Raw genomic sequence first — 20,498 nt, 5'->3', positions numbered from 1 at the left:
GGACTAAGCCGCTCGCGCGGCAATGGCGCTTGTGGCTGGCGGTGCGTTTCCTGATCGACGTCGGTTCTTTGTGTCTCGGGTTCCTGGCCTGACGATTGAGACTTCTCAATCTGATGGACAGGAGGGTCCGATGACAGAGGAGAAGACCACCGCGCTGCGTGAGCGGATGATCGAGGACATGCGCATCCGCGGGATGGGCGACAAGGCGCAGCAAGGCCACATCCGGGCGATCAAGGATTTCGCGGCCTTTCTGGGGCGCTCACCCGACACGGCGACGCCGGAGGAGTTGCGGGCCTACCAGCTACACATGACCAATGCCGGGGTGACGCCCTCGACATTCAATGTCCGGATCATCGCGCTCAGGTTCTTTTTCGGGATCACCTGCGGGCGCGAGGAGATGAAGCGGTACATGCAGTTCCAACGCAAACCGCAGAAGCTGCCGGTCGTCTTGAGCGTCGAGGAGGTCGCCGACCTGCTGGCCGCGGCTCCCGGGCCCGGGCTGAAGTATCGGGCGGCGCTCAGCATCAGCTATGGCGCCGGGCTGCGGGCGTCGGAGGTGTGCCACCTCAAGGTCACTGACATCGACAGCGAGCGCATGCTGATCCACGTCGAAGAAGGCAAGGGCGGCAAGGATCGCAAGGCCATGCTATCGCCGGGCTTGCTGGATCTGCTGCGCGATTACTGGCGGGAGGCGCGTCCGCGGGGATGGTTGTTTCCCGGCAAGCCGAAGATCAATCCGATCTCGCCGCGCCAGCTCAACCGGGCCTTCACCGCGGCCAAGCACATGGCGGGCATCGCCAAGCCCGCAACGCTGCATACCCTGCGCCACAGCTTCGCCACGCATCTGCTGGAGGCGAACACCGACGTGCGGGTGATCCAGGTTCTGCTCGGCCATGCCAAGCTGAGCAGCACCGCCCGCTACACCCACGTCGCCACCAAGTTGATCCGCGACACCATCAGCCCGTTCGAGCGCCTGAAGCAGTTGGAGGATCTCACCCTGAGGCGTCGGCTGGAATGAAGCGCGCGCCGGGGTGCCCCGGCAAAAGCTGGAGATCGCTGACATCTTCCGAGCCTATGGGCCTGCGTGGCGGCGAGCCAATGCCGGGCATGTCAGCCTGACCCAGCTCAAGGTCATGGCGGCGATCGAAGCCTGCCGAACCGAGGCGCTCGGCGGGCATGTGGCGGCTTGCACCAAGTGCGGGCATAACCACATCGCCTATAATTCCTGCAAGAACCGGCACTGTCCGAAGTGCCAGGGCCCCGCGGCGCGCGACTGGATGGCCGCCCGCGCCGAAGACCTGCTGTCGGTCGAGTATTTCCACGTGGTCTTCACCCTGCCGGCCGAGATCGCGCAGATCGCTTACTGGAACAAGAAAGCTGTCTACGACCTGCTGTTTCGGGTATCGGCCGAGACGCTGAGCACTATCGCCGCCGATCCCCGGCAGCTTGGCGCGCACATCGGCATGACCAGCGTGCTACACACCTGGGGATCGGCGCTGATCCATCACCCGCATGTGCACATCATCGTGCCCGGCGGCGGGCTGTCGCCGGATGGCACGCGGTGGATCTCATGCCGCCCCGGGTTCTTCCTGCCGGTGCGGGTTCTGTCGCGACTGTTCCGGCGGTTGTTTATCGCAGGGCTGCGGGCACTGCATTGCGCCGGCGATCTGAGGTTCTACGCTGATCTGACAGCTCTCGCAGAGGCTGACGCGTTCGCCGCCTGGCTGTGCGCAAATCAGAATGGGTCGTCTATGCCAAGCCGCCGTTCGGCGGTCCCGAAGCGGTGCTCGCCTATCTCAGCCGCTATACCCACCGGGTGGCGATCTCCAACAGCCGTCTGATCAGCGCCGATGCCGAGACCGTCACCTTCCGCTGGAAGGACTACCGGATCAAGACCGGCGACCGTCAGAAGGTGATGCGGCTGGCCACCGACGAGTTCATCCGCCGCTTCCTGCTCCATGTGCTGCCCGACGGTTTCCACCGCATCCGCCATTACGGCCTGCTCGCCAGTGCGGGCCGCAAGACCAAGGTCGCAAAGATCCGCGCTCTGCTCGGAGCGGAAACGGCCAAACACAATGATCCGCCAAGCGCTGAGACGATCCCGCTCACTCTGAGACAGCCATGCCCCGAGTGCGGTGGCCCGATGCGCATCATCGAGATCTTCCGACGCGGTCAGAAACCCAGAGCCCGGGCGCCACCGAGAAAGCAGGCCGCATGACAAGGTGCCCGTCACATTGGCCAAAGCCGACCCGAAAACACTCTGCATTCCGGGATCGGATCGCTTTGCGCCCAATAACACTGAGCATCGCAAAAGCGTCGAAATCGGCACCAACGAGACCGCCAGATCTGCTTCCGATCATCGCCTCCCACACCCTCGGGTCGGCGCCTTTGCGTCTGTCGGCAGCGCCGAAGTCCACAACAGACGCCCGCGGCCCCGCGCTTTCCCCATAGGTCCCACCCAGCCTCCGCGGCTTCCTCCTTCCAAGGTTTGTCAACGCGGGCCGCCCAACGCCAGCGGCAAACGTCGCGCTGCGGCCCGCATCGAAAAACCTTCAGGAAACCTCACATTGCTGCCGTCAACCTGAACCGGCGGGAAGCGCCATTGTCGAACGTTCGACGGTCGCTGCCCAGACGTCTGCTCCTGACAGTCTTTCGCTCGTCAGCTTGAACAATTCGCGCGGCCTGTCTGCTATTCAGGTCAACGGGCGATTGGCAAGAGCAGTTGGGATCTCAGCCCAAGGCGCTGAAGAGCTCGGCGACGCTCTGAGGAGCCTCGGGTCCGAAGAACCGAGCGAGGTTCTGCGCGCTGGTTTGCGCAACGCTGGTGCTGCGAGGGAACAGACGCTGTTCGTATTCGGCGATGGCGGCTTCGTTGTCGTTTTTGACGGTGATCGCAAGAGCCAGCTCAGCGGCGTCATACATCGCCAAGTTGGCGCCTTCACCAGCGAAGGGAGACATTAGGTGCGCGGCGTCGCCGAGCAGCGTCGCTCCTGGCCTGCGGCGCCAGCGGTGGTCGACCGGCAGCGCGTAGATCGGCCGTATCACGGGCGAGATAGCGGTGTTTGTGATCAGCGCGACCAGCGGCGCGGCCCAACCGTCGAACTGCTCGGCGACCCGGGCGAGACCGGCGCGCGCCTCCGTGAAGTCAATGCTTGATGCCCAGCTTTCCGGCTTGTTGATCGCAACATAGACGTGAACACTGCCGTCGGCGTTGCGATGGGCCAGAATGCCCTTGCCCGGCGCCACTGCCATCAGCGTGCCAGTGCCGATGATCTCAGCGTTTGCGACGCTGCGCGGATCGTCCGCCGACAGATGGGTCTCGATGAAGCAGGTGCCGGTATATTCAGGCTTCGCCTCGGACAGGAGCGGCTGCACCCTCGACCACGCGCCATCGGCGCCTACGAGCAGCGACGTGGTCACGTCAGTGCCGTCGACGAATCGGAGCTCGTTTCGGCCGTCGCCTCTCGACGACACCGACGCGACCTTGTGGTCCCAATGGATCGTGCCCTGCGGCAGGGCATCGATCAGCATCTTCCGCAGCTCACCGCGGTCCACCTCCGGCCGCTTGCTGAAGGGATTACCGGGCTTGTCGAGCAGCACTGTGCCGTCTCGATCGACGACGCGCTTCGCGTCCTCGCTGGGACGCACGAGCCGCTCGAACTGCTCGAACAGACCGGCCGCCCTTAGGGCATGCTGGCCGGTAGCTTCATGCATGTCGAGCAGCCCGCCCTGCGCGCGGGCGCTGGGCGATACCTCTGCCTCGTAGATCACGGCGGCGATGCCATTGAGATGGAGAATGCGGGCCAGGGTGAGGCCACCCAAACCTGCGCCGACGATCGTGATGGGATGCTGCATACCGCGCTCCATGTCTTGCGGTCCGCGCCGACGGAGCGCGAGATCGCGAGCCTAACCTGTGGTCAGGCTTGTCTGTTGGAGCCGCTGGCCGACCGCGAAACGGTCGGCGTGCGCGCGAAGCCCAGCGATGCGGGCATCGTTTTTCGCGACATGCAGGTCTTACGGCTTTGCACCCAATAAAGCAAGTCGGGTGTCTGCTCCGCCAAGCTCGACGTTGGCGCCCTCGTCGGCTTCAACGATCGGGGCCGACGTCCGCTTCCTTCACGAGACCGGTCGTTCGTCTTGAGCACTCCGAACGGCGGCTAAGCCCCAGGGCGTCCCCTTCAAATTCTCCGGAGGGAAGGTCAGCAAGGGGTCGAAGCGAGCCGTTCTTCACAAGCCCTGCACACGGCTTGTTGCGAAGATGTTCACGTTCTGGGCTAACAGGATCGCATAGGTATCGTCGGGAACTGCGTCGCTCCACACCGGCATTGTGAGCGACTAGGCGGCACCTTGACGGAGTTCCTCGATCAGCTCGGGATGATGATCGAGTAGACGTAACAACTGGCTGGTCGGGCCGCTCGGCTCGACCAAGCCCCGCTCGTACTTGTCGAAGGCATTTTCCCCAACCTTGAGCAGGACGCCAGCCTCACGCTGAGACAGTTTCAGTTTCTTGCGTACTCGTTTTATAGTGGCAGGCGAGGGAATACCTTCGACCTCCTCCTCCAATGCCCTTAAGACCGCGTCGGTAACGGCCATGTCGTCACCCACATGAATGCCTTCGTCACCGTTTTCCAGATAGTATCCCGGAAGTTCGATGGTTTTGCTCTTGCCCTTATAGGTGATCACGAAGGGGCGCACCCCGCGGCGTAGCGTCTTGCCGGTCTCGGGGGAGACCATCGTGTCGGGCAGATCCCTCTTCGATACTGCCATGCTCATTTCTCCTTGAAAGACATGACCACGAATTCGGTGATGACGTCCGCTTGGAACTTCACCTAGAGAACCATTCCGCGTGCTGGCACATGATAAACGTCCTGCCAAACGCGATGATCCGCAAAGGTCGTCATCGACTTATAAAACATCCGCCGCTCGATCCCGGCGATCGTTTCCACAACACCCGCCCGGTCGAATCCCAATGCTGTGGTATTTCGTAGCGCGGTTGAGGTCATCGCAAGCGTCTCGACCGATCCGAGCGCTGTCTTGATTGCCTCGAGATCGTAGGTCGGGCGTGACTTCTCCATGCCCCACATGCCACCTTAATGGTGGCGTTTCAAGGGGTCGTGTGAGGCTTGTAGAAGTGCGCGATTGGCCCATGCACGGCTCGCCGCGAAGGTAGTTCTCACCACGCCAAGGGACCGAGTCTTGTGATCATTGCACGAGAAATCGTACTCGCGAGGCCCTGTCACGCGTTTTTTCGACGTGAACGGGATTGGATGCACAGTCGGCTTCCGAGGGCGGAGGTCGCATCAGCGGCCATCCATCGATCTTCTCAGGCGGGTGTTGAGTGGTGACCCGCCACATCTAGGACGAACGGCCACCATGCAGGGGAAAGCCGCCCTTAAGTCGCCGAGGCTAGCGAGCTAGATTGGGAGGCTGTCAGGCCAACTCAAGCTCAGAGTCTTTCGCCCCTTGCGCGATCAACGGCGCGGGAGACTTCCTTTGCAGGTGGGAAGCGTTAAGTCGGCGCGCCACGATATCGTGGTTGAGCCACTGGATGGGGCCGGAGGGATCTGAGGACTCGCCAAAAATTAGCTGCCCGGTCGCCTCCACCACGAGAGCACTCAGGAGGTCGCTGATCATCGCGTTGCTGTCCCGATGCATCTGTGTGATCTCGTTGGAGGTGCCGATGGTCAGATCGGCCTGTGCTTGGCTGTTTGCCATGGGCCACGCCGAGAAGTCGTAAAACGGACGCATGACCTTGTTGGCCTGCATATCGGTAATTTTTTGGAACACATCCTTCATCGTGAAACCGTCTGCCAGAAGCTGTTGGCATGCCTGCCATTGGTCCTCTGCCCATTGGCCACCGTTCTCTTTCTTCAAGGCGAGTAGCAGCGGTATCAGGGGAAGTTCGATACCCGTAAATACGTCGGACGAATTGGTTCGGATTTCGGGACAGTTATAGACGGTTGCCTTGACACCCGCTGCCCAGGCTTCCTCCGCGATGCTTTCGAGCCGCATCTTGGCGTAGCCTTGGGTGTAGTTGGTGTAGGTCTGCCAACGATAGCTCCCGTCAATCAGGATTGCAGTTCCATGGTAACCGTAGGCAGTGTACCGCACCTGACCACCCGAAGCCTCAACGCGCTCACGGATCGCCGCGCTGAAGTCGATAAGATGTCGAAAGGTGATTGCGGTGACTTCGTCGAAATTCTGCAGGGTGAGCTTGCCCATATCGCTGTCGAGCAGCGCTTGCGACGACATGTGGCGGGGACCACGTCCCTTGTAGATTCGATTGGCAACAACCAGGAATACCTTCGCTTTCGGGATGCCTCCGGCCATTGTATGGGCGAAGAAGACATTGCGGCCGTCGGCAATCATTCCGTCGAGAACGGCCATCACCTGTGAAAGCGAATTCGTGAACCGTGAAGTGGCGATGTCCCGGCACTGCTCAATGTAGTCCCAGTCGAGCCTGTCATGTTCCCAGCTCTCCAGCGTCATTGTTGCGAGGAGATCCGTCGGAGTGGGGCATCCTGTCGGAGCGTCGAGATCGAAGCCAGCCGTAAGAGGTATGTTGATAATCCTGCCGCCCAGTCGGTCCTCGGCGGCAGAGAGTTCCTCGGCGTCCAGAGGCCGCAATGCGTTGTTCTCGTCGCGCCGCCCGACCGTGATGCCCACGATCTCCATTCCAGCCCGCCGGGCTTCGTCGAGCAAGCCAGTCGCATATCCGCGACCGAATAGTTCGCCGAAGAGGACGAAAACATCACCTTTACGAAAAACGCTGTTTTCGGCGATGCGAGTCAATGCGACCGGGTTTTCCATGCAGTCAGCTCTTTGGTCCGTTAGTCGTCGAGCGGTGGCTCAGACGAGCTTCGATAATCACATGACCGCACTGACCCGTAATGGGAAGTCATTTTAAGTGACCGTTCATTTCAAAGCGTGAAGTCCCCGTAAGGACTTCTCGGTATCTGAACCGGATAAAGCAGGTAAATGCAGAGGCCATTGGAGGACGGCGTGCCGATACCGAAATGATTGGCTGGCAATGCGTCTTCTAGGGATAGTTGCGGAGGCAATCGGCGCTGTCAAAGGCCCGCTGGTCGTTACGACCGGTCTCTGGGCCGGAGCGCTGGCCCTCCCGCCAGGGCGGCGCCCGGGGTTGTGATCAATTTCATTTGGCGATGCGGCGCGCTTCTGCTTCCCGCAGCGAAACCAACTGTTGTGATGCTTCGTCCCACAGAATGAGCTTCACGCAGCTGAGACTCTCCTTGATCGTGATGCGTCCCAAGTCTCCCAGTTCAGGATAATCACGCAGAACCTCTGGAAGCCTGTAGAAGGGAACACGGCTCGAGAGGTGGTGGATGTGATGTATCCCGATATTGCCGGTTAGCCAACGCAAAGGCTGGGGCAAGTCGTAGTGCGAAGCACCGTATATGGCCGCGTACTGGAACGTCCACTCCGGGGGCCTCGACCAATGGGTGTCTTCGAACTGGTGCTGGACGTAGAACAGCCAGACACCTGCCGCTCCGGCAACGAGCACGATCGGCAGATGGATCACGAGGAACGGAACAGGGCCGGCTATCCAGACAAGCAGGGCGGCGAGCGCGGCGATAGCGGCATTCGTTGCCATCGTCGAGATCCATGGCAGCGCTCCGGACCTCATCATGCCGAACGGCAGCCTTTGCTTGAAAATGAAGAGCCAGGCGGGGCCCATGCCGAACATGACGAGTGGGTGGCGATAAAGGCGGTAGCCGAGCCGTTGCCAGCGCGTCGACCTCTCATATTCCGCGACCGTGAGCGTCGTGATGTCACCGACACCCCGCTCGTTGAGATTGCCGGCCGAGGCGTGGTGTTCCGCATGGGCGCGACGCCAGTAGTCGTATGGTGTCAATGTCAGCACGCCGATTGCCCGGCCCGTCCAGTCATCCAAGCGGCGCCGGCCGAAGAAGGAGCCATGGCCGCAGTCATGTTGCAGCATGAAGAGGCGCAAGAGAAATCCCGCCGCAGGAATGATGAGGATCATGCCCAGCCAAAAACCGAAGTGCATCGAGGCCCATGCGCCGGCCCACAGGAGAGCAAACGGAACGAGGGTCACGGCCAGTTCGAAAGTGCTTCGGCCAAGATGGGGCTTGCGATAGGCGGATAGGATCTTAAGCCAGGCTTTTTCACGATCGGCGCCGTTGGGGGCGATTGCGTTTATCGAGTTCATCGGCAGTTAGCGTCTTCCGGTAATGTCCCGAGCGGCTGGGGAACCAAGTTGATGCGTTTGATGGTGCTAGCGCCTGGTCGCCATCCACACTACGTGGCGGGCACCACCGTTCTTACCGTTGGCGCGCACGCTCACTTCGTCGGTAGCGAAGCCAACCTCACGCAATCGGCGCGTGAAAGCGCGATCCGGCGCGGATGACCAGACGGCAAGCACACCGTTCGGGCGGAGGGCAGCCTTGGCGGCCCGAACACCGTCGTGACTATATAAATTGTCGTTGGAGGTGCGCGTCAGTCCATCGGGGCCGTTGTCGACATCAAGCAGAATCGCATCAAATGCCGCCTTCTTCGATCGGATGAGCGCGCCGACGTCACCGAGATGGATATCGACACGTGGATCGTCGAGTGTGCCGTCGTGGAGATCTGCCAAAGGTCCCCGCGCCCATTCGACGACAGCGGGAACGAGTTCGGCGACAATGACATTTGCGTCTTGAGGAAGCACGTTCAGAGCGGCCCGCAATGTAAACCCCATGCCGAGGCCACCGACGAGCATGCTGGGGTTTTTCCGGCCGGCAATCCGCTCGCAGCTAAGCGCTGCCAGTGCCTCTTCCGAGCCGCTTAGCCTACTGTTCATGAGCTCCGTCGAGCCGAGCATGATCGAAAATTCGCGACCGCGCTGCTTCAGGCGCAGCTCGCCGACATCACCGGGAATGGTCGCGCGATCAAGGTGAATCCAGGGAAGCATTGGGCCATCTCATTGTGTTGTTGAGAGGCCTCGTAGCATGGCGGTCGTGCCGAAGACATCACATTATCGGTGAATAGTAGAATTGAATGCAAACCGGCTGTTCTCGACTGGGTTTCTCGTTCCTCTCGGATTTGCGAGGGGAAGCTGCAGCCGACGAACATTGCCTTCGGTTTCCCTGTCTCCGCCGGCATGCCGGCATCACGGCCAGCGGATTGTCAGTCGAGGCGAAGGCGCCGAGCATCGGCCCACTCATTTTCACCATGCCGGCTTCGGTGTGACGCCAGCTCGAAGTGCGAAGCGCGAAAGCGATGAAGTTCAGCATGGTTCGTCGTCCGGGAAGCACGTCTTGTTGTCGGCGATTGGACTTCAGCCGACAAATCGAACGATGCGCTGTTTGGAAACCAATGCGCCAACCCGTCCCACTAGGCCACACTTTTTCACCGACCCTATACGGAGGCTGTTGCGCAGCCGCGGACGCGCGTGCCGATGAGATGACCCGCGGGCAGCGGCGCCTTATCGCACTAGTAGCTGCCAGGGTCCCGTCCAGCAAAAGGGGAGTTCAAGGTTCGGTCGCATGAAGTGACCGTGCTATTGGTATCGAAACCCTCTGCCTTGTTGGAGGGGACGAAGTCGGCCGGGATGCTGGCCGAATTGCTGACGTTGATGTCCGCGCGGTCCGAGCAGGGTTTTTCGCGGTACGATCGACCATGGAGCGCTAGTCGAGAACGATGATGGTGCCGGCCTTAATCATACGCAGCCGCGCGTCCCGGCACGCATTGGCGAGTCTCGCTTACGATTGCGAGCCTCTGACAAACACGCTCCGCGGACCCACTCCCTGCAAGACCGTGATTTCAAGGGTTGCTGCGGCGCTGAAGTCAGTCAGGACGCTGGATCAGCGTGATAGGGAGGTACGAGCGCCAGCGTCTGCCAGGCGCTCGGAGAATGTATTAGAGCACGCGGACATTTTCTGCCTTGGATTTCCCGGTCTTGCGATCCTGACCCAAGTCGTAGCTGACGCGCTGTCCGTCGCTCAGAGTGCCACCCTGCACTGCGGAAATATGGACGAAAACGTCGCTTCCACCATTCTCGGGCGTGATGAAGCCGAACCCCTTCTCGTTGTTGAAGAATTTGACTGTGCCGTTCGCCATGATTTGATCTCCAGAATTCAGCGATGAACGATGGGCCGAAAACCTATAGGCGCGAGGCGGTGGCCGCAATGCCTCCGTTTGCTCTCGAGGGACACTTGAAAAGAGAATGTACCTTCCGTGCTCACGAAGGAGGTGACTTTCGAACCCGTCGACGGTGCTCTCAACGACCGTATCGACGAGGCCTACCGTGCCAAATACGCCGCGAGTGCCTACCTCGCGCCGACGATCGGCGACCGCGCCCACGCGGCGACCGTGAAGATCGTTCCAAAGAAATAGGAGGCGGAATGCAGAAGCGCAAACTTTCATATCCACCGGTTCTGCCCGGTAGTGGACCCGATCGCTTGAGACGCTCGGCGATCGGGGTGCGCTGGGAGCGCCTCATCGGATACGCCAGATGTAAGGCTTGCGAAGGAGTTCCACACAAACCTTTGAATCCTTAAGACTCACAAGTCCTAACAGCCTCTAGGCCGCCGTCACTTCCAGCCCGCGCTGCACCGCCGGACGCGCGAGGCCCCGGTCGAGCCATGCCTGCACATGAAGAAAGCGGTCAAAGCCGACGAGCTCGCGCGCTTCGTAAAAGCCGATCAGGTTGCGCACCCAACCGAGCAGCGAAATATCGGCGATGCTGTAGTCAGCGCCCATCACCCAGTCGCGACCCGCAAGCCGTTCATCGAGGACTCCGAGCAGTCGCGCTGATTCGGTTGCGTAGCGGTCGCGCGGGCGCTTGTCCTCGTAGGCCTTGCCGGCGAATTTGTTGAAGAAGCCGACCTGGCCGAACATCGGCCCGACTCCGCCCATCTGCCACATCACCCACTGGATCGTTTCGTAGCGGGTGTTCGGATCGGCCGAGATGAATTGTCCCGTCTTGTCGGCAAGATAGAGGAGGATCGCGCCCGATTCGAACAGCGCGAGCGGCGTGCCGACCGGTCCGTCGGGGTCGTAGATCGCGGGAATCTTGCCGTTGGGGTTGAGCGCGAGAAAGGCCGGGTCGTGGCTTTCGTTCGCCATGATGTCGATCCGGTGCGGCTCGTAGGCGAGGCCCGTTTCCTCGAGCATGATGCCGACCTTCACCCCATTGGGCGTCGGGGCGGAAAAGAGTTGCAGCCGATCGGGGTACTGCGCCGGCCAGCGCGTGAAAATTGGATGATTGAGTGTCACTTTATTCCTCCTATACTTTTCGGCTCATATGAAAAGCCCGGACGCGTTTCCAAGATTCTTTCCTGGGTGCATCCGGGCTTTGGCGTTACGCTTGCATCAGATGGCACCTCCGAGCACCGTCGAGATGATCGATGCGAGCAGATTGCGTTCAGATCGAGCCGGCCGGTGTAACGGCCGGAAAGTCCTTCTCGGGATCGAACACGTTATTGAAAAAGTTCGTCAGGGAGTACATGGCCACCAGCGCGACGATTTCGATGATGTTCGCATCCGTGTAGCCGGCATCGCGGACCGCTTTCAGATCGGCGTCAGTGACCTGCCCTCGGGTCTCGATGACTCTGCGCGCGAACTGGACGGCGGCGTCCCGCTTCGGGTCGCTGGCATGGCCCTTCCGAGCCAGTATGATTTCATCGGCCGGCAGCTTGGCCATATGTTCGGCGGTGAAGCTGTGAACCGTCAGGCAATAGTTGCAACCGTTCACTTCGGAGACAGCGAGGCCGATACTATCGCGTGTTCTCACGTCGAGCGTTTTGCTCAGGGAGCCAAGCAGGGTCGCCCACGCGTTGAATGCGATCGGGCTCGCCGCAAAGGTCGCCATCATATTTGGGGTGAACCCGATGTTCTTGGTGAACGCATCGAGGGTCGGTTTCGATTCGGCCGGCACCTGGTCCGGCGTTAAGGCTACAGCTCTCGCCATTGCAATCTCCATAAGTTCTTGAGTTGAAAAAGGATTATGCGAAGTCCAGCACATCGGCCACCGGCAGGCGCGGCTTCTGCGGCCAGTTCCCAGCGCGCTCCGGCCCTACGGTCAACAGCATGACCGGCACTTCGTCCTCGGCCAGGCCGAACTCGCGGTGCACCGCAACGTCGTCGAAACCGATCATCGGCGTCGAACCCAGACCCAGCGAGCGGGCCGCGTAGATTATCGCCGCGGCGCCAAAGGTGGCGGAGCGTACCGCCTCGTCGCGCTGGCGCTGCGGCTGCTCGAAATACAGACCGCGCGCGGGAAGTTCCCAATCCGGCACCAAGTGTGCCGGCATGATGCCTGCTTCCACCACCGGTGCCAGGCGCTGTGGTATCGCGCGTCTACTCGCCCTGGTGTGCCAGTCGGCGCCATTCCCCCGGCGTCATCCCCATCCGTTCGGTGAACACACGCCGAAATGCCGATAGGGATTGATACCCGACCGACTCGGCCACGGCCTCGGTGGTCATCGCCGGCTTCTTTAGCTCGTTGGCGGCCAGGCTCATCCGGATGTCCGTCAATAGGTCGGCGGCCGAGCGTCCCAGCTTGTCCTGAAAGTGCCGCATGAAGGTGGCGCGTGACATGCTGCACAAGTCGGCCAGATCGGTCAACTTCCAGGGCCGCGTCGGATCGGCGAACAAAGCTGAAATTGCCGGGGCCAGCCGTGGATGGCCGGCCAGTGCCAACAGGCCTGCTGGGGCTTGCTCGGATTCGCTTGCAGCACGCAGTACCAGTGTGAACAGGGCCGAAGAAAGCGCGTTGAGAATGGCGCGTCCTCCCGCTTTGTCGCCAGCGGACTCCATCCGCATCAGTTCTACGAGACTGGCCAGATGGTTCGAAGCGGACCCAATACCCTCCTCACCATGGCTGTCCATGGCCCGTACCACCAGATTCGTGGGTAGGTAATTGCGGATCAGCCGATCATGAGGCGGCCCGATGAAAAATCGCCCACACAGCAGATCTAGATGCTCGCCCTGTCCATCATTCTCACTGAGCGTCCATCCGGCGGAGCCCCGGCGTTGGTAGGTACGGCCCGGCGCCTGGCCGCTGCCATCGTGCAGCACGTGCGCCGACCCGTGAGGCAACAGCACGATATCTCCGCCCACCAGCTCCTTGGCCGTCTTCGTCTCTGGATTCTCGATAATGGCTCGGCCCTTGAGCACGACGTGGTAGGGAATCTCGTGCGCCGCCGACCGGGGCCAGGCCACACGCCATGGCGCACCGTAGGCGCAGCGGACCTCCAGCTGGCCGGTGATGGTGATCATTTGCAAGAGATGGCTTAGCCAGTCGACTTGGGACATAGGACCTCGGGGACTTGAAACGCTCAAGCATCTTATCGTAGTTGCGCACCGGTTGTACTTGTCGGCCACACTCCAAAACCCGCCGCGCGACCTCTTTTTGCGTGGTCTTGTTCTCGAAAATCCACGGGTCACAGAGCTAAGCGTGCGTCCCGACCAGGTCGTCACCGGTCGCAGACGGATCAGTCAAACTCAACAGGATCGACTACAAGGTCGACATCGGCGACTGGGCGGATGGAATGTTCGTCGGCGTCGACATCTTGCTCAATTTCCATGTTGAGGCGACGCGGTCGTAGGTCGGGCCTGTGACAATGGATTTCGAAGCTTTTTTCAAAAGCGAGCTGGACGGCCTTCATGCCGAGGACCTTTACCTCGCCGGTCGACCGACCAGTACAGGGCGGCGATTGGGAACCGCGTCCGTCACCTGAGCGCGCCTCTAGGTCAGTCAAGCAAAAAAATGGGAGGACGGGCTAGGCGTTAAGTGTGTATTAAGCAGTTGCACGCAAACGTGTTGCAACCAAACGTGGTCGAGTCGCGAGTTTATTCAAAAGCGATATCGCCACCCCCTCCACATGATGTGGAACCGCTGGGCGAACGGTCCTGTCCTTGTAAATAGTTGATTTTGAAAGACGTTGTGCTCTCCGCGCGCGATCGTCCGACTATGTGCACTTATTCCGGTGCGCGAGGGAGGAGCAATTCTTGTCCAGCAGGCGAGCTCTCTTCAGGGTCTCGCCATGTCGGATATACAATTTGTATTGGCAGCAGAAGTTGTCTTCCCCGACGGTCGACCCAACCGCCGACCAGGTGTCCTGTTGGCAATCACCGTCGCATGAGGCGGCGTAGAGGAAATGCTGTCCGAGCGCCGGCAATGTCGCATGTAACGACTGAACTTGGAACCGTCACCTATGACCGATCCGGATGCGGAAATCACCCAAAAGCTGGAGCTTCCACCAGCGCTGACGATACGCCACGGCGGCGCACTTCGCGATGAACTTCTCTCTGCTTTCGAGAAGGCCGGAAGGCTGGCGATCACCGTGCCCGCGAACGCCGAGGTCGACCTCAGCTTCGTTCAACTCGTAGAGGCCACTCGGCGCTACGCTGCCACCCTAGGTCGCGCCTTCGGCCTCAGCCGGCCGGCCGAAGGCGCTCTCCTTTCGACGCTGGAGCGCGGTGGCTTTCTCACGAAGATGAACCCTGAGGACCGCGAATTTTGGTTTCATCGGAAGGAACAACAATGAGTGCCCATATTCTCACCGTCGACGATTCCGCGAGCATCCGGCTGACCACGAGGGTAGCGCTGACCGGTGCCGGCTTCCGGGTGACGGAGGCTGTTGACGGCCTAGACGGGTTGAGCAAGGCGCAGGCCGGGCAGTTCGACATGATCGTTACCGACCTCAACATGCCGAACATGAACGGCCTCGCGATGATCGAGGCACTGCGCCGCTCGCCGGCCCATGCCGGCGTCCCGATCATCTTCCTGACCACCGAATCCGACGCCGAGATGAAGACCCGCGCCAAGGCGGCCGGTGCCACCGGCTGGATCACCAAGCCCTTCGACCCTGAACAGCTCGTCAAGATCGCGCGGAAGGTGCTCGGCAGATGACAACACTGGACCCGATCCAGGTCTTCAGGACGGAAGCGGCCGAGCTTTTCGAACAGATCGAGAGCGGACTGCTCGATCTTCTCGATAATCTTTCCGACCAGAACCAGATCGATGCCGTGTTCCGCGGGCTGCACACGCTGAAGGGCTCGGGCGCGATGTTCGGCTTCGAGGCGCTTGCCGCCTTCACCCATCACTGCGAGACGGCCTTCGACCGGGTGCGCAAGGGCGAGGTGCCGGCCAGCGCCGAGCTTGTCGCTTGCGTCCTGGAGGCGCAGGACCACATGAAGGCCCTGGTGGAACGTCCGGCGGGCGACCACGAGGAGACGGGCAATTGCCTGCTTGCGAAACTCCACGCAGCGGTCGGCGCCCAGGCCGGACGTGCCCTCGTCGTGATGCCGCCGCTCGAGCCGGCCCTGCGCCAGCTTGCGGAAAGAGAGGCCACGAGCTGGAACATGCGGTTCCGCCTGCCGGCCAATGCGATGGCAAACGGAACCAATCCGTTGGCGCTGCTCGACGAACTGCGCGAGCTCGGCGACTGCACCGTCAGGGTCGATTCTTCGGCAGTGCCGGGCCTCGACCGACTGGAACCGCTCGATCTCCATCTCTCCTGGCACGTCACGCTTACCACTGCCGAGCCGCGTTCGGCCATCGAAGATGTCTTCATCTTCGTGATGGACGAGATGGAGCTTCATCTTGAGCCCCTCGCGTCCGCGCCGGACGCGGGATCGCGGCCGAGGCCGCACGCCCCGACCGATGAAGCCGTGCGTTTGCAAACTGCTCCCGAGATTACCGCCAAGGCCGTGCCGGCCACCGTCTCGCCCGAGGCAAAGCAAGGCAAGGCAACCGAGAATGTGCGCGTGCCGGCCGAACGCCTCGATGAGCTGATGGACCGGGTGGGCGAACTGGTGATCGCCCAGTCGCGGCTCTCGCAGCTTGCCAATTCCAGCGCCGACATCCACCTGCGCTCGGTTTCGGAGGATGTGGAGCGGCTCTCGGGCGAGTTGCGCGACACGATGATGGTGCTCCGCATGGTGCCGGTCGGCAGCCTGTTCGGCCGCTTCCGCCGCCTTGTGCACGATCTTGCGCGGGAGACCGGCAAGCTCATCGAACTGGAAACGGAGGGCGAGACGACGGAGGTCGACAAGACCGTGATCGAGCGGCTGGCCGACCCACTCGTGCATCTCGTGCGCAACTCGATCGATCATGGGCTGGAGCCACCCGAGGAGCGCGCCGCCGCCGGCAAGGATCGGGTGGGGCGCATCATTCTTTCGGCACGGCAGTCGGGCGGCGAAGTCGTCATCACCATCAAGGACGACGGCCGCGGCGTGAACCGCGAGCGGGTCCGGGCCAAGGCGGAGGCCTCCGGTCTCATTCAGGCGGGGCAGCAGCTCATGGACCAGGAACTGCTGCAGCTCATCTTTCAGCCGGGCTTCTCGACGGCCGCGCAGGTCACCAACCTTTCGGGCCGCGGCGTGGGCATGGATGTGGTCAAGAAAACAGTGGAGGCGCTGCGTGGCGTCATCGATATCCGCAGCGAGCCGGGCCAAGGATCGGAAATCGCGCTCCGCATTCCGCTCACGCTCGCGATCATCGACGGGCTGCTCGTCCGGGTCGGCGCCGGCTGTTACGTCATCCCGCTCTCCGCGGTCGAGGAATGCCTCGAATTGTCGCTGGAGGACGATCTGCGCTCGCGCGGACGCAGCTTCATCTCGCTGCGCGACAGCCTCGTGCCCTTCCTTCGGCTGCGGGACCTTTTCCGCACCGGTACCGCCCCCGATCCGCACCAGAAGGTGGTGGTCATCTCGACCGGCAACGAGCGCGTCGGGCTCGTGGTGGACCAGATCATCGGCGACCACCAGACGGTGATCAAGTCGATGTCGAAGCTCCATGACGATGTCGTCACCTTCTCCGGCGCGACGATACTCGGTGACGGAAGCGTGGCCCTCATCCTGGACGTGACCCATCTCGTCAATGTCGGGCAACAACAGGAGGCGCAATTGCGGGCGGCAGGATGACCATCGCACCGGCAAAAGCCGATTTTGAAAACCCTTGGGGTGGCGAGGACGAACTCGCCGTACTGACCTTCAATCTCAATGGCGAGACCTTCGCGATCAAGGCGACGGTCGTGCAGGAAATCCTCGATCTCTTGCCCGAGACCCGTGTTCCCGGCGCGAAGGTGTTCGTCGGCAGCGTCATCAACTTTCGCGGCAAGGTGATTCCGCTTGCCGATATCCGGCTCGCTTTCGGCATGGAAACGGCGGCCGCCACCATCGACAGCCGCATCGTCGTGATCGAACTGGCCATCGACGGAGAGCCGACGCTGATCGGCATTCGGACTGACCGTGTCTACGAGGTGACGACGCTTCCGAAAGCGGCAAGCGAAGCACCGCCCAGCGTCGGTATGCGCTGGCGCCCCGATTACATCGACTGCCTCGTCAAGCGCGACGGGCAGTTCATCATCATCCCGAACCTTAACGCGATCTTCCTTTCGCAGGCGGACCGGACGGGGACTTGAGCCCCATCAGCCCGGGTCAAACCTCCAGCGTCAACAGCCACACAGGATATTGGTGACGACCATGAAATTCACGATCAAGCTCAAGCTGGGAATGGCCTTCGCCTTCCTGATCCTCCTGCTTATTGCGACAGCAGTCTACGGCGTGATGAGCCTCCGCCAGCTCAACCACGCGATGACCGAGATGACGCAGGGGCCGGTCGCCCGCCTGGAACTGGTCCAGAACATCAGCATCGCCCAACTGCAAGCAATCCGTCAGCAGAAAAACATGATCGCCGCGACGACGCCGCAGGAAATCGAAGGGGCGCGCGTCAAGGGCGATGCGGCACGCGCCGAATTGAAGGAAGCGCTGGAAACGGCGCTCGGCATTGCAACCGAGCAGGGAAAGCCGCGCTGGCTGAAAATCAAGGAGCTCTCCGAAAATGCGAATGCGGCTGACGACCGCATCCGCGCCTTTGTCCAGTCGGGTGCCCTCGATCAGGCGCTGAGAGTCTCCGTCACCGAGGCGCGCGAGGTTGCGAACGGGCTGGACGCGGCAGTCGATGAACTCGTCGTCCTGTCCAGGCAGCAGCTTGTCGAGGCGAACAAGGAAACCGAGAGCCTTTACGCTTCGACCCGCGGCATCATGATCGGCGTCGCTGCCGCGGCCGTCATCATCGCGCTGTTTGCAGCCGTCTGGATTTCGCTGACGATCAGCCGCGGCCTCGCCCGCGCGACCGCGGCGGTGCGCAATGTTGCCGAGGGCGATCTCACGCGCACGGCAGAGATCACGACGAAGGACGAGATCGGCGACCTGCTTGGCCACGTCAACGGCATGATCGAGCGGTTGCGCGGCGTCGTGGCGGACGCGCTCGCCGCCTCGAGCAACGTCTCCTCCGGCAGCCAGGAACTGTCCTCGAGCTCGGAGCAGCTCTCGCAGGGTGCAACCGAGCAGGCGTCTTCCGCGGAGGAAGCCTCTGCCTCGATGGAAGAGATGGCTGCGAACATCAAGCAGAATGCCGACAATGCCGCCCAGACGGAAAAGATTGCCCGCCAGTCGGCCAAGGATGCCGAAGCGAGCGGTGAAGCCGTCGGCCGCGCCGTCGGCGCCATGCGGACGATCGCTGAGAAGATCTCGATCGTTCAGGAGATCGCCCGCCAGACCGACCTGCTCGCGCTCAACGCCGCCGTCGAGGCTGCACGCGCCGGCGAACACGGCAAGGGCTTCGCGGTCGTCGCCTCGGAAGTCCGCAAGCTCGCCGAGCGCTCGCAGGCTGCAGCGGCCGAGATCAGCGCGCTCTCCGGCGAGACCGTCCAGGTCGCGACCGATGCCGGCGACATGCTGAACCGCCTGGTCCCCGATATTCGCAAGACGGCCGAACTGGTCGCGGAAATCTCCGCCGCCTGCCGCGAGCAGGACATCGGCGCCGCCCAGATCAACGAGGCGATCCAGCAGCTCGACAAGGTGACCCAGCAAAACGCCGGCGCTTCGGAAGAGATGTCGGCGACTTCGGAGGAACTCGCCGCCCAGGCGGAGGAACTCCAGGCATCCATCGCCTTCTTCCGGGTGGAAAACGGCCATGTGCGCCAGCAGTTTGTGGCAAAGCCTGTTGCAATGCAAGCGGCCCCGGCGCGCACGACGGTACGCAAGCCCGTCGCCGGCCAGAGCGTCGCCGCCCAGCAGGCGCGCGCGAAGGGCTTCGCCCTCGACATGTCCATGGGCGGCCCTGACGACGAGGATGCGGATTTCAGGCAGAGCGCATGACCATGAGCCGCAACGCCTCAGAATCGCAATTCGTCACCTTCAGTCTCGGCGAGGAAGTCTTCGCAGTCCCAGTCGAGGCGGTCCGTGAGATCCTCGACTACGAGGAGCCGTTCAAGATCCCGCACGGGCCTCATTATCTTCTGGGCTTGAGAGACGTGCGCGGGCAGGGCGTGCCGGTGATCGACCTCCGGCTCAAGCTCGACATGCCGAAGGCGATGCGGACGCCGCATACCCGCATCCTTGTGCTCGACATTCCGCTCGGGAACAAGGTGCTCGCCCTCGGCCTAGTCGCGGACAAGGTGTTCGAGGTCACGCCGTTCCGTCATGACAGCATCGAGGGTGCGCCCGATATCGGCGTTCGCTGGCGCTCGGATTATATCCAGGGCGTGGTTCGGCGGGAGGGCGGCTTCGTCGTCATTATCGACCTCGCCCGCCTCTTCTCCGACAGCGGGTCGGCGCTCGCCTCGGTGGCGGGCGGCGCGCAGGCGGTAGCGTGACGGTGCAGACCCGTGGCTGTTGCACAGGCATTTCCCTATGATGACCGCTTGAGCCAGCGCAACTTCAAGCGGTTGGCGACCTATATCTTCGACTACAGCGGCATCAAGATGCCGCAGACAAAGATCACCATGCTCGAGGGGCGTCTGCGCCGCCGGCTGCGGGCCACCGGCATTTCGACCTTCGACGACTATTGCGACTTCCTCTTCGATCGCAACGGACTGGCGCACGAAGCGGTTCTTCTCATCGATGCGGTGACCACCAACAAGACGGATTTCTTCCGCGAGCCCAATCATTTCGACTACATGCGCGACGTCGCGCTTCCGGCGTTGCATGAGAAGGGAATGCGCAAGATACGCGCCTGGAGCTCGGCCTGTTCCGTCGGGGCCGAACCCTACACCATGGCCATGGTGTTGGAGGACTACCGGCGGGACGCGGGCGGGCCGGATTATTCCATTCTCGCGACCGATCTGTCGACGGACGTGTTGGAACGGGCACGCCGGGGCGTCTACCCGGCCGAAATGGTCGATCCGGTGCCGCCCGACATGATGCACCGCTACGTCATGCAGGCCAAGGATGCGAGCCGTCGCGTCGTGCGCATCTCCCCACGGCTGCGCTCGCACGTGGGCTTCATGCGGCTCAATCTCATGGACCCGGTCTACAAGATCGGCGACCCGATGCACATGATCTTCTGTCGGAACGTGCTGATCTACTTCGACAAGAAGACGCAATTGCACGTGCTGCAACAGGTTTGCGAATGCCTGCTGCCCGGCGGCTATCTCTTCATCGGCCATTCGGAGTCGATCGCCGCTATGGAACTCCCGTTGCGGCAGCTCGCCAACACCATCTTCGTCAGGGAGTGAGAC

The 20,498-nt window shown here is 61.8% G+C and carries 19 protein-coding genes and 3 pseudogenes; 10 read left to right on the top strand and 12 right to left on the bottom strand.

Going from position 1 to position 20,498, the window contains the following annotated elements:
* Positions 1-130 precede the first annotated feature (130 nt).
* Both GHK62_RS04030 and GHK62_RS04025 read left to right on the top strand, forming a co-directional pair.
* A complete protein-coding gene (locus tag GHK62_RS04030) occupies positions 131-1,018 on the top strand; it encodes a tyrosine-type recombinase/integrase (RefSeq protein ID WP_153437046.1) in 888 nt (295 codons plus the stop codon).
* 13 nt (positions 1,019-1,031) lie between these two features.
* A pseudogene (locus tag GHK62_RS04025) lies at positions 1,032-2,218 on the top strand (IS91 family transposase).
* A 512-nt stretch (positions 2,219-2,730) separates the two neighbouring features.
* On the opposite strand, the gene GHK62_RS04020 reads toward GHK62_RS04025, so the two are convergent.
* The 7 genes from GHK62_RS04020 to GHK62_RS03990 all read right to left on the bottom strand — a co-directional run bounded on the left by GHK62_RS04020 (position 2,731) and on the right by GHK62_RS03990 (position 10,083).
* Positions 2,731-3,867, bottom strand: a complete 1,137-nt coding sequence (locus tag GHK62_RS04020; RefSeq protein WP_234886758.1) for an FAD-dependent oxidoreductase — start codon at positions 3,865-3,867, stop codon at positions 2,731-2,733.
* Positions 3,868-4,335: 468 nt separating this feature from the next.
* Positions 4,336-4,767, bottom strand: coding sequence for a type II toxin-antitoxin system MqsA family antitoxin (locus GHK62_RS04015; protein WP_153437045.1), 432 nt, complete (start codon positions 4,765-4,767; stop codon positions 4,336-4,338).
* A 62-nt stretch (positions 4,768-4,829) separates the two neighbouring features.
* Positions 4,830-5,075 carry a type II toxin-antitoxin system MqsR family toxin gene (locus GHK62_RS04010; RefSeq protein ID WP_153437044.1) on the bottom strand — a complete coding sequence of 82 codons (246 nt, stop codon included), beginning with the start codon at positions 5,073-5,075 and terminating at the stop codon, positions 4,830-4,832.
* Between the two features lie 355 nt (positions 5,076-5,430).
* A complete protein-coding gene (locus GHK62_RS04005; protein WP_153437043.1) occupies positions 5,431-6,810 on the bottom strand; it encodes an enoyl ACP reductase FabMG family protein in 1,380 nt (459 codons plus the stop codon).
* 346 nt (positions 6,811-7,156) lie between these two features.
* The gene (locus GHK62_RS04000; protein WP_153437042.1) at positions 7,157-8,194 is read right to left on the bottom strand and encodes a fatty acid desaturase; all 1,038 of its coding nucleotides are present in this window, start codon (positions 8,192-8,194) and stop codon (positions 7,157-7,159) included.
* 66 nt (positions 8,195-8,260) lie between these two features.
* Positions 8,261-8,935 (bottom strand): spermine/spermidine synthase domain-containing protein, encoded by a 675-nt coding sequence (locus GHK62_RS03995; RefSeq protein WP_153437041.1) that lies wholly within the window; start codon positions 8,933-8,935, stop codon positions 8,261-8,263.
* A 947-nt stretch (positions 8,936-9,882) separates the two neighbouring features.
* Positions 9,883-10,083: a cold-shock protein gene (locus GHK62_RS03990; RefSeq protein ID WP_153437040.1), complete on the bottom strand. Its 201-nt coding sequence runs from the start codon at positions 10,081-10,083 to the stop codon at positions 9,883-9,885.
* Positions 10,084-10,203: 120 nt separating this feature from the next.
* Here GHK62_RS03990 and GHK62_RS34050 point away from each other — a divergent pair.
* Positions 10,204-10,359 (top strand): annotated as a pseudogene (locus GHK62_RS34050) (DUF2255 family protein); the annotation flags it as partial.
* A gap of 186 nt (positions 10,360-10,545) precedes the next feature.
* On the opposite strand, the gene GHK62_RS03980 reads toward GHK62_RS34050, so the two are convergent.
* The 5 genes and pseudogenes from GHK62_RS03980 to GHK62_RS03960 form a co-directional block, all read right to left on the bottom strand.
* On the bottom strand, positions 10,546-11,241 hold the full coding sequence (locus GHK62_RS03980) for a glutathione S-transferase N-terminal domain-containing protein (RefSeq protein ID WP_184108793.1): 696 nt from the start codon (positions 11,239-11,241) through the stop codon (positions 10,546-10,548).
* A 148-nt stretch (positions 11,242-11,389) separates the two neighbouring features.
* Positions 11,390-11,935, bottom strand: coding sequence for a carboxymuconolactone decarboxylase family protein (locus tag GHK62_RS03975; RefSeq protein ID WP_153437039.1), 546 nt, complete (start codon positions 11,933-11,935; stop codon positions 11,390-11,392).
* A gap of 34 nt (positions 11,936-11,969) precedes the next feature.
* Positions 11,970-12,314, bottom strand: a pseudogene (locus GHK62_RS03970) (nitroreductase family protein); the annotation flags it as partial.
* A 10-nt stretch (positions 12,315-12,324) separates the two neighbouring features.
* Positions 12,325-13,281, bottom strand: coding sequence for an AraC family transcriptional regulator (locus GHK62_RS03965; protein WP_153437038.1), 957 nt, complete (start codon positions 13,279-13,281; stop codon positions 12,325-12,327).
* A 179-nt stretch (positions 13,282-13,460) separates the two neighbouring features.
* The gene (locus GHK62_RS03960) at positions 13,461-13,634 is read right to left on the bottom strand and encodes a hypothetical protein (protein WP_153437037.1); all 174 of its coding nucleotides are present in this window, start codon (positions 13,632-13,634) and stop codon (positions 13,461-13,463) included.
* 549 nt (positions 13,635-14,183) lie between these two features.
* On the opposite strand from GHK62_RS03960, the gene GHK62_RS03955 reads away from it, so the two are divergent.
* The 7 genes from GHK62_RS03955 to GHK62_RS03925 all read left to right on the top strand — a co-directional run bounded on the left by GHK62_RS03955 (position 14,184) and on the right by GHK62_RS03925 (position 20,495).
* On the top strand, positions 14,184-14,516 hold the full coding sequence (locus GHK62_RS03955; protein WP_153437036.1) for an STAS domain-containing protein: 333 nt from the start codon (positions 14,184-14,186) through the stop codon (positions 14,514-14,516).
* Positions 14,513-14,881, top strand: coding sequence for a response regulator (locus tag GHK62_RS03950; RefSeq protein ID WP_153437035.1), 369 nt, complete (start codon positions 14,513-14,515; stop codon positions 14,879-14,881). Before GHK62_RS03955 ends, GHK62_RS03950 begins: the two co-directional genes overlap by 4 nt.
* Positions 14,878-16,896 carry a chemotaxis protein CheA gene (locus GHK62_RS03945; RefSeq protein WP_153437034.1) on the top strand — a complete coding sequence of 673 codons (2,019 nt, stop codon included), beginning with the start codon at positions 14,878-14,880 and terminating at the stop codon, positions 16,894-16,896. Before GHK62_RS03950 ends, GHK62_RS03945 begins: the two co-directional genes overlap by 4 nt.
* Positions 16,893-17,396, top strand: a complete 504-nt coding sequence (locus GHK62_RS03940; protein ID WP_153437033.1) for a chemotaxis protein CheW — start codon at positions 16,893-16,895, stop codon at positions 17,394-17,396. Before GHK62_RS03945 ends, GHK62_RS03940 begins: the two co-directional genes overlap by 4 nt.
* A 61-nt stretch (positions 17,397-17,457) precedes the next feature.
* Positions 17,458-19,137, top strand: a complete 1,680-nt coding sequence (locus GHK62_RS03935; RefSeq protein ID WP_153437032.1) for a methyl-accepting chemotaxis protein — start codon at positions 17,458-17,460, stop codon at positions 19,135-19,137.
* A 2-nt stretch (positions 19,138-19,139) separates the two neighbouring features.
* Positions 19,140-19,634: a chemotaxis protein CheW gene (locus GHK62_RS03930; RefSeq protein WP_153437049.1), complete on the top strand. Its 495-nt coding sequence runs from the start codon at positions 19,140-19,142 to the stop codon at positions 19,632-19,634.
* Between the two features lie 12 nt (positions 19,635-19,646).
* Positions 19,647-20,495: a CheR family methyltransferase gene (locus tag GHK62_RS03925; protein WP_184108789.1), complete on the top strand. Its 849-nt coding sequence runs from the start codon at positions 19,647-19,649 to the stop codon at positions 20,493-20,495.
* Positions 20,496-20,498 lie beyond the last annotated feature (3 nt).

Source organism: Sinorhizobium terangae (genome assembly GCF_009601505.1).
Taxonomy (GTDB): domain Bacteria; phylum Pseudomonadota; class Alphaproteobacteria; order Rhizobiales; family Rhizobiaceae; genus Sinorhizobium; species Sinorhizobium terangae.
Note: the sequence above shows the minus strand (reverse complement) of the source record. Positions and strands in the feature narration are given on the sequence as shown.

What these genes read in the sequence shown, in the direction of transcription:
- GHK62_RS04030 (WP_153437046.1), top strand. Translation starts at nt 131, where the DNA reads ATGACAGAGGAGAAGACCACCGCGCTGCGTGAGCGGATGATCGAGGAC.
- GHK62_RS04020 (WP_234886758.1), bottom strand. Translation starts at nt 3,867, where the DNA reads ATGGAGCGCGGTATGCAGCATCCCATCACGATCGTCGGCGCAGGTTTG.
- GHK62_RS04015 (WP_153437045.1), bottom strand. Translation starts at nt 4,767, where the DNA reads ATGGCAGTATCGAAGAGGGATCTGCCCGACACGATGGTCTCCCCCGAG.
- GHK62_RS04010 (WP_153437044.1), bottom strand. Translation starts at nt 5,075, where the DNA reads ATGGAGAAGTCACGCCCGACCTACGATCTCGAGGCAATCAAGACAGCG.
- GHK62_RS04005 (WP_153437043.1), bottom strand. Translation starts at nt 6,810, where the DNA reads ATGGAAAACCCGGTCGCATTGACTCGCATCGCCGAAAACAGCGTTTTT.
- GHK62_RS04000 (WP_153437042.1), bottom strand. Translation starts at nt 8,194, where the DNA reads ATGAACTCGATAAACGCAATCGCCCCCAACGGCGCCGATCGTGAAAAA.
- GHK62_RS03995 (WP_153437041.1), bottom strand. Translation starts at nt 8,935, where the DNA reads ATGCTTCCCTGGATTCACCTTGATCGCGCGACCATTCCCGGTGATGTC.
- GHK62_RS03990 (WP_153437040.1), bottom strand. Translation starts at nt 10,083, where the DNA reads ATGGCGAACGGCACAGTCAAATTCTTCAACAACGAGAAGGGGTTCGGC.
- GHK62_RS03975 (WP_153437039.1), bottom strand. Translation starts at nt 11,935, where the DNA reads ATGGCGAGAGCTGTAGCCTTAACGCCGGACCAGGTGCCGGCCGAATCG.
- GHK62_RS03965 (WP_153437038.1), bottom strand. Translation starts at nt 13,281, where the DNA reads ATGTCCCAAGTCGACTGGCTAAGCCATCTCTTGCAAATGATCACCATC.
- GHK62_RS03960 (WP_153437037.1), bottom strand. Translation starts at nt 13,634, where the DNA reads ATGAAGGCCGTCCAGCTCGCTTTTGAAAAAAGCTTCGAAATCCATTGT.
- GHK62_RS03955 (WP_153437036.1), top strand. Translation starts at nt 14,184, where the DNA reads ATGACCGATCCGGATGCGGAAATCACCCAAAAGCTGGAGCTTCCACCA.
- GHK62_RS03950 (WP_153437035.1), top strand. Translation starts at nt 14,513, where the DNA reads ATGAGTGCCCATATTCTCACCGTCGACGATTCCGCGAGCATCCGGCTG.
- GHK62_RS03945 (WP_153437034.1), top strand. Translation starts at nt 14,878, where the DNA reads ATGACAACACTGGACCCGATCCAGGTCTTCAGGACGGAAGCGGCCGAG.
- GHK62_RS03940 (WP_153437033.1), top strand. Translation starts at nt 16,893, where the DNA reads ATGACCATCGCACCGGCAAAAGCCGATTTTGAAAACCCTTGGGGTGGC.
- GHK62_RS03935 (WP_153437032.1), top strand. Translation starts at nt 17,458, where the DNA reads ATGAAATTCACGATCAAGCTCAAGCTGGGAATGGCCTTCGCCTTCCTG.
- GHK62_RS03930 (WP_153437049.1), top strand. Translation starts at nt 19,140, where the DNA reads ATGAGCCGCAACGCCTCAGAATCGCAATTCGTCACCTTCAGTCTCGGC.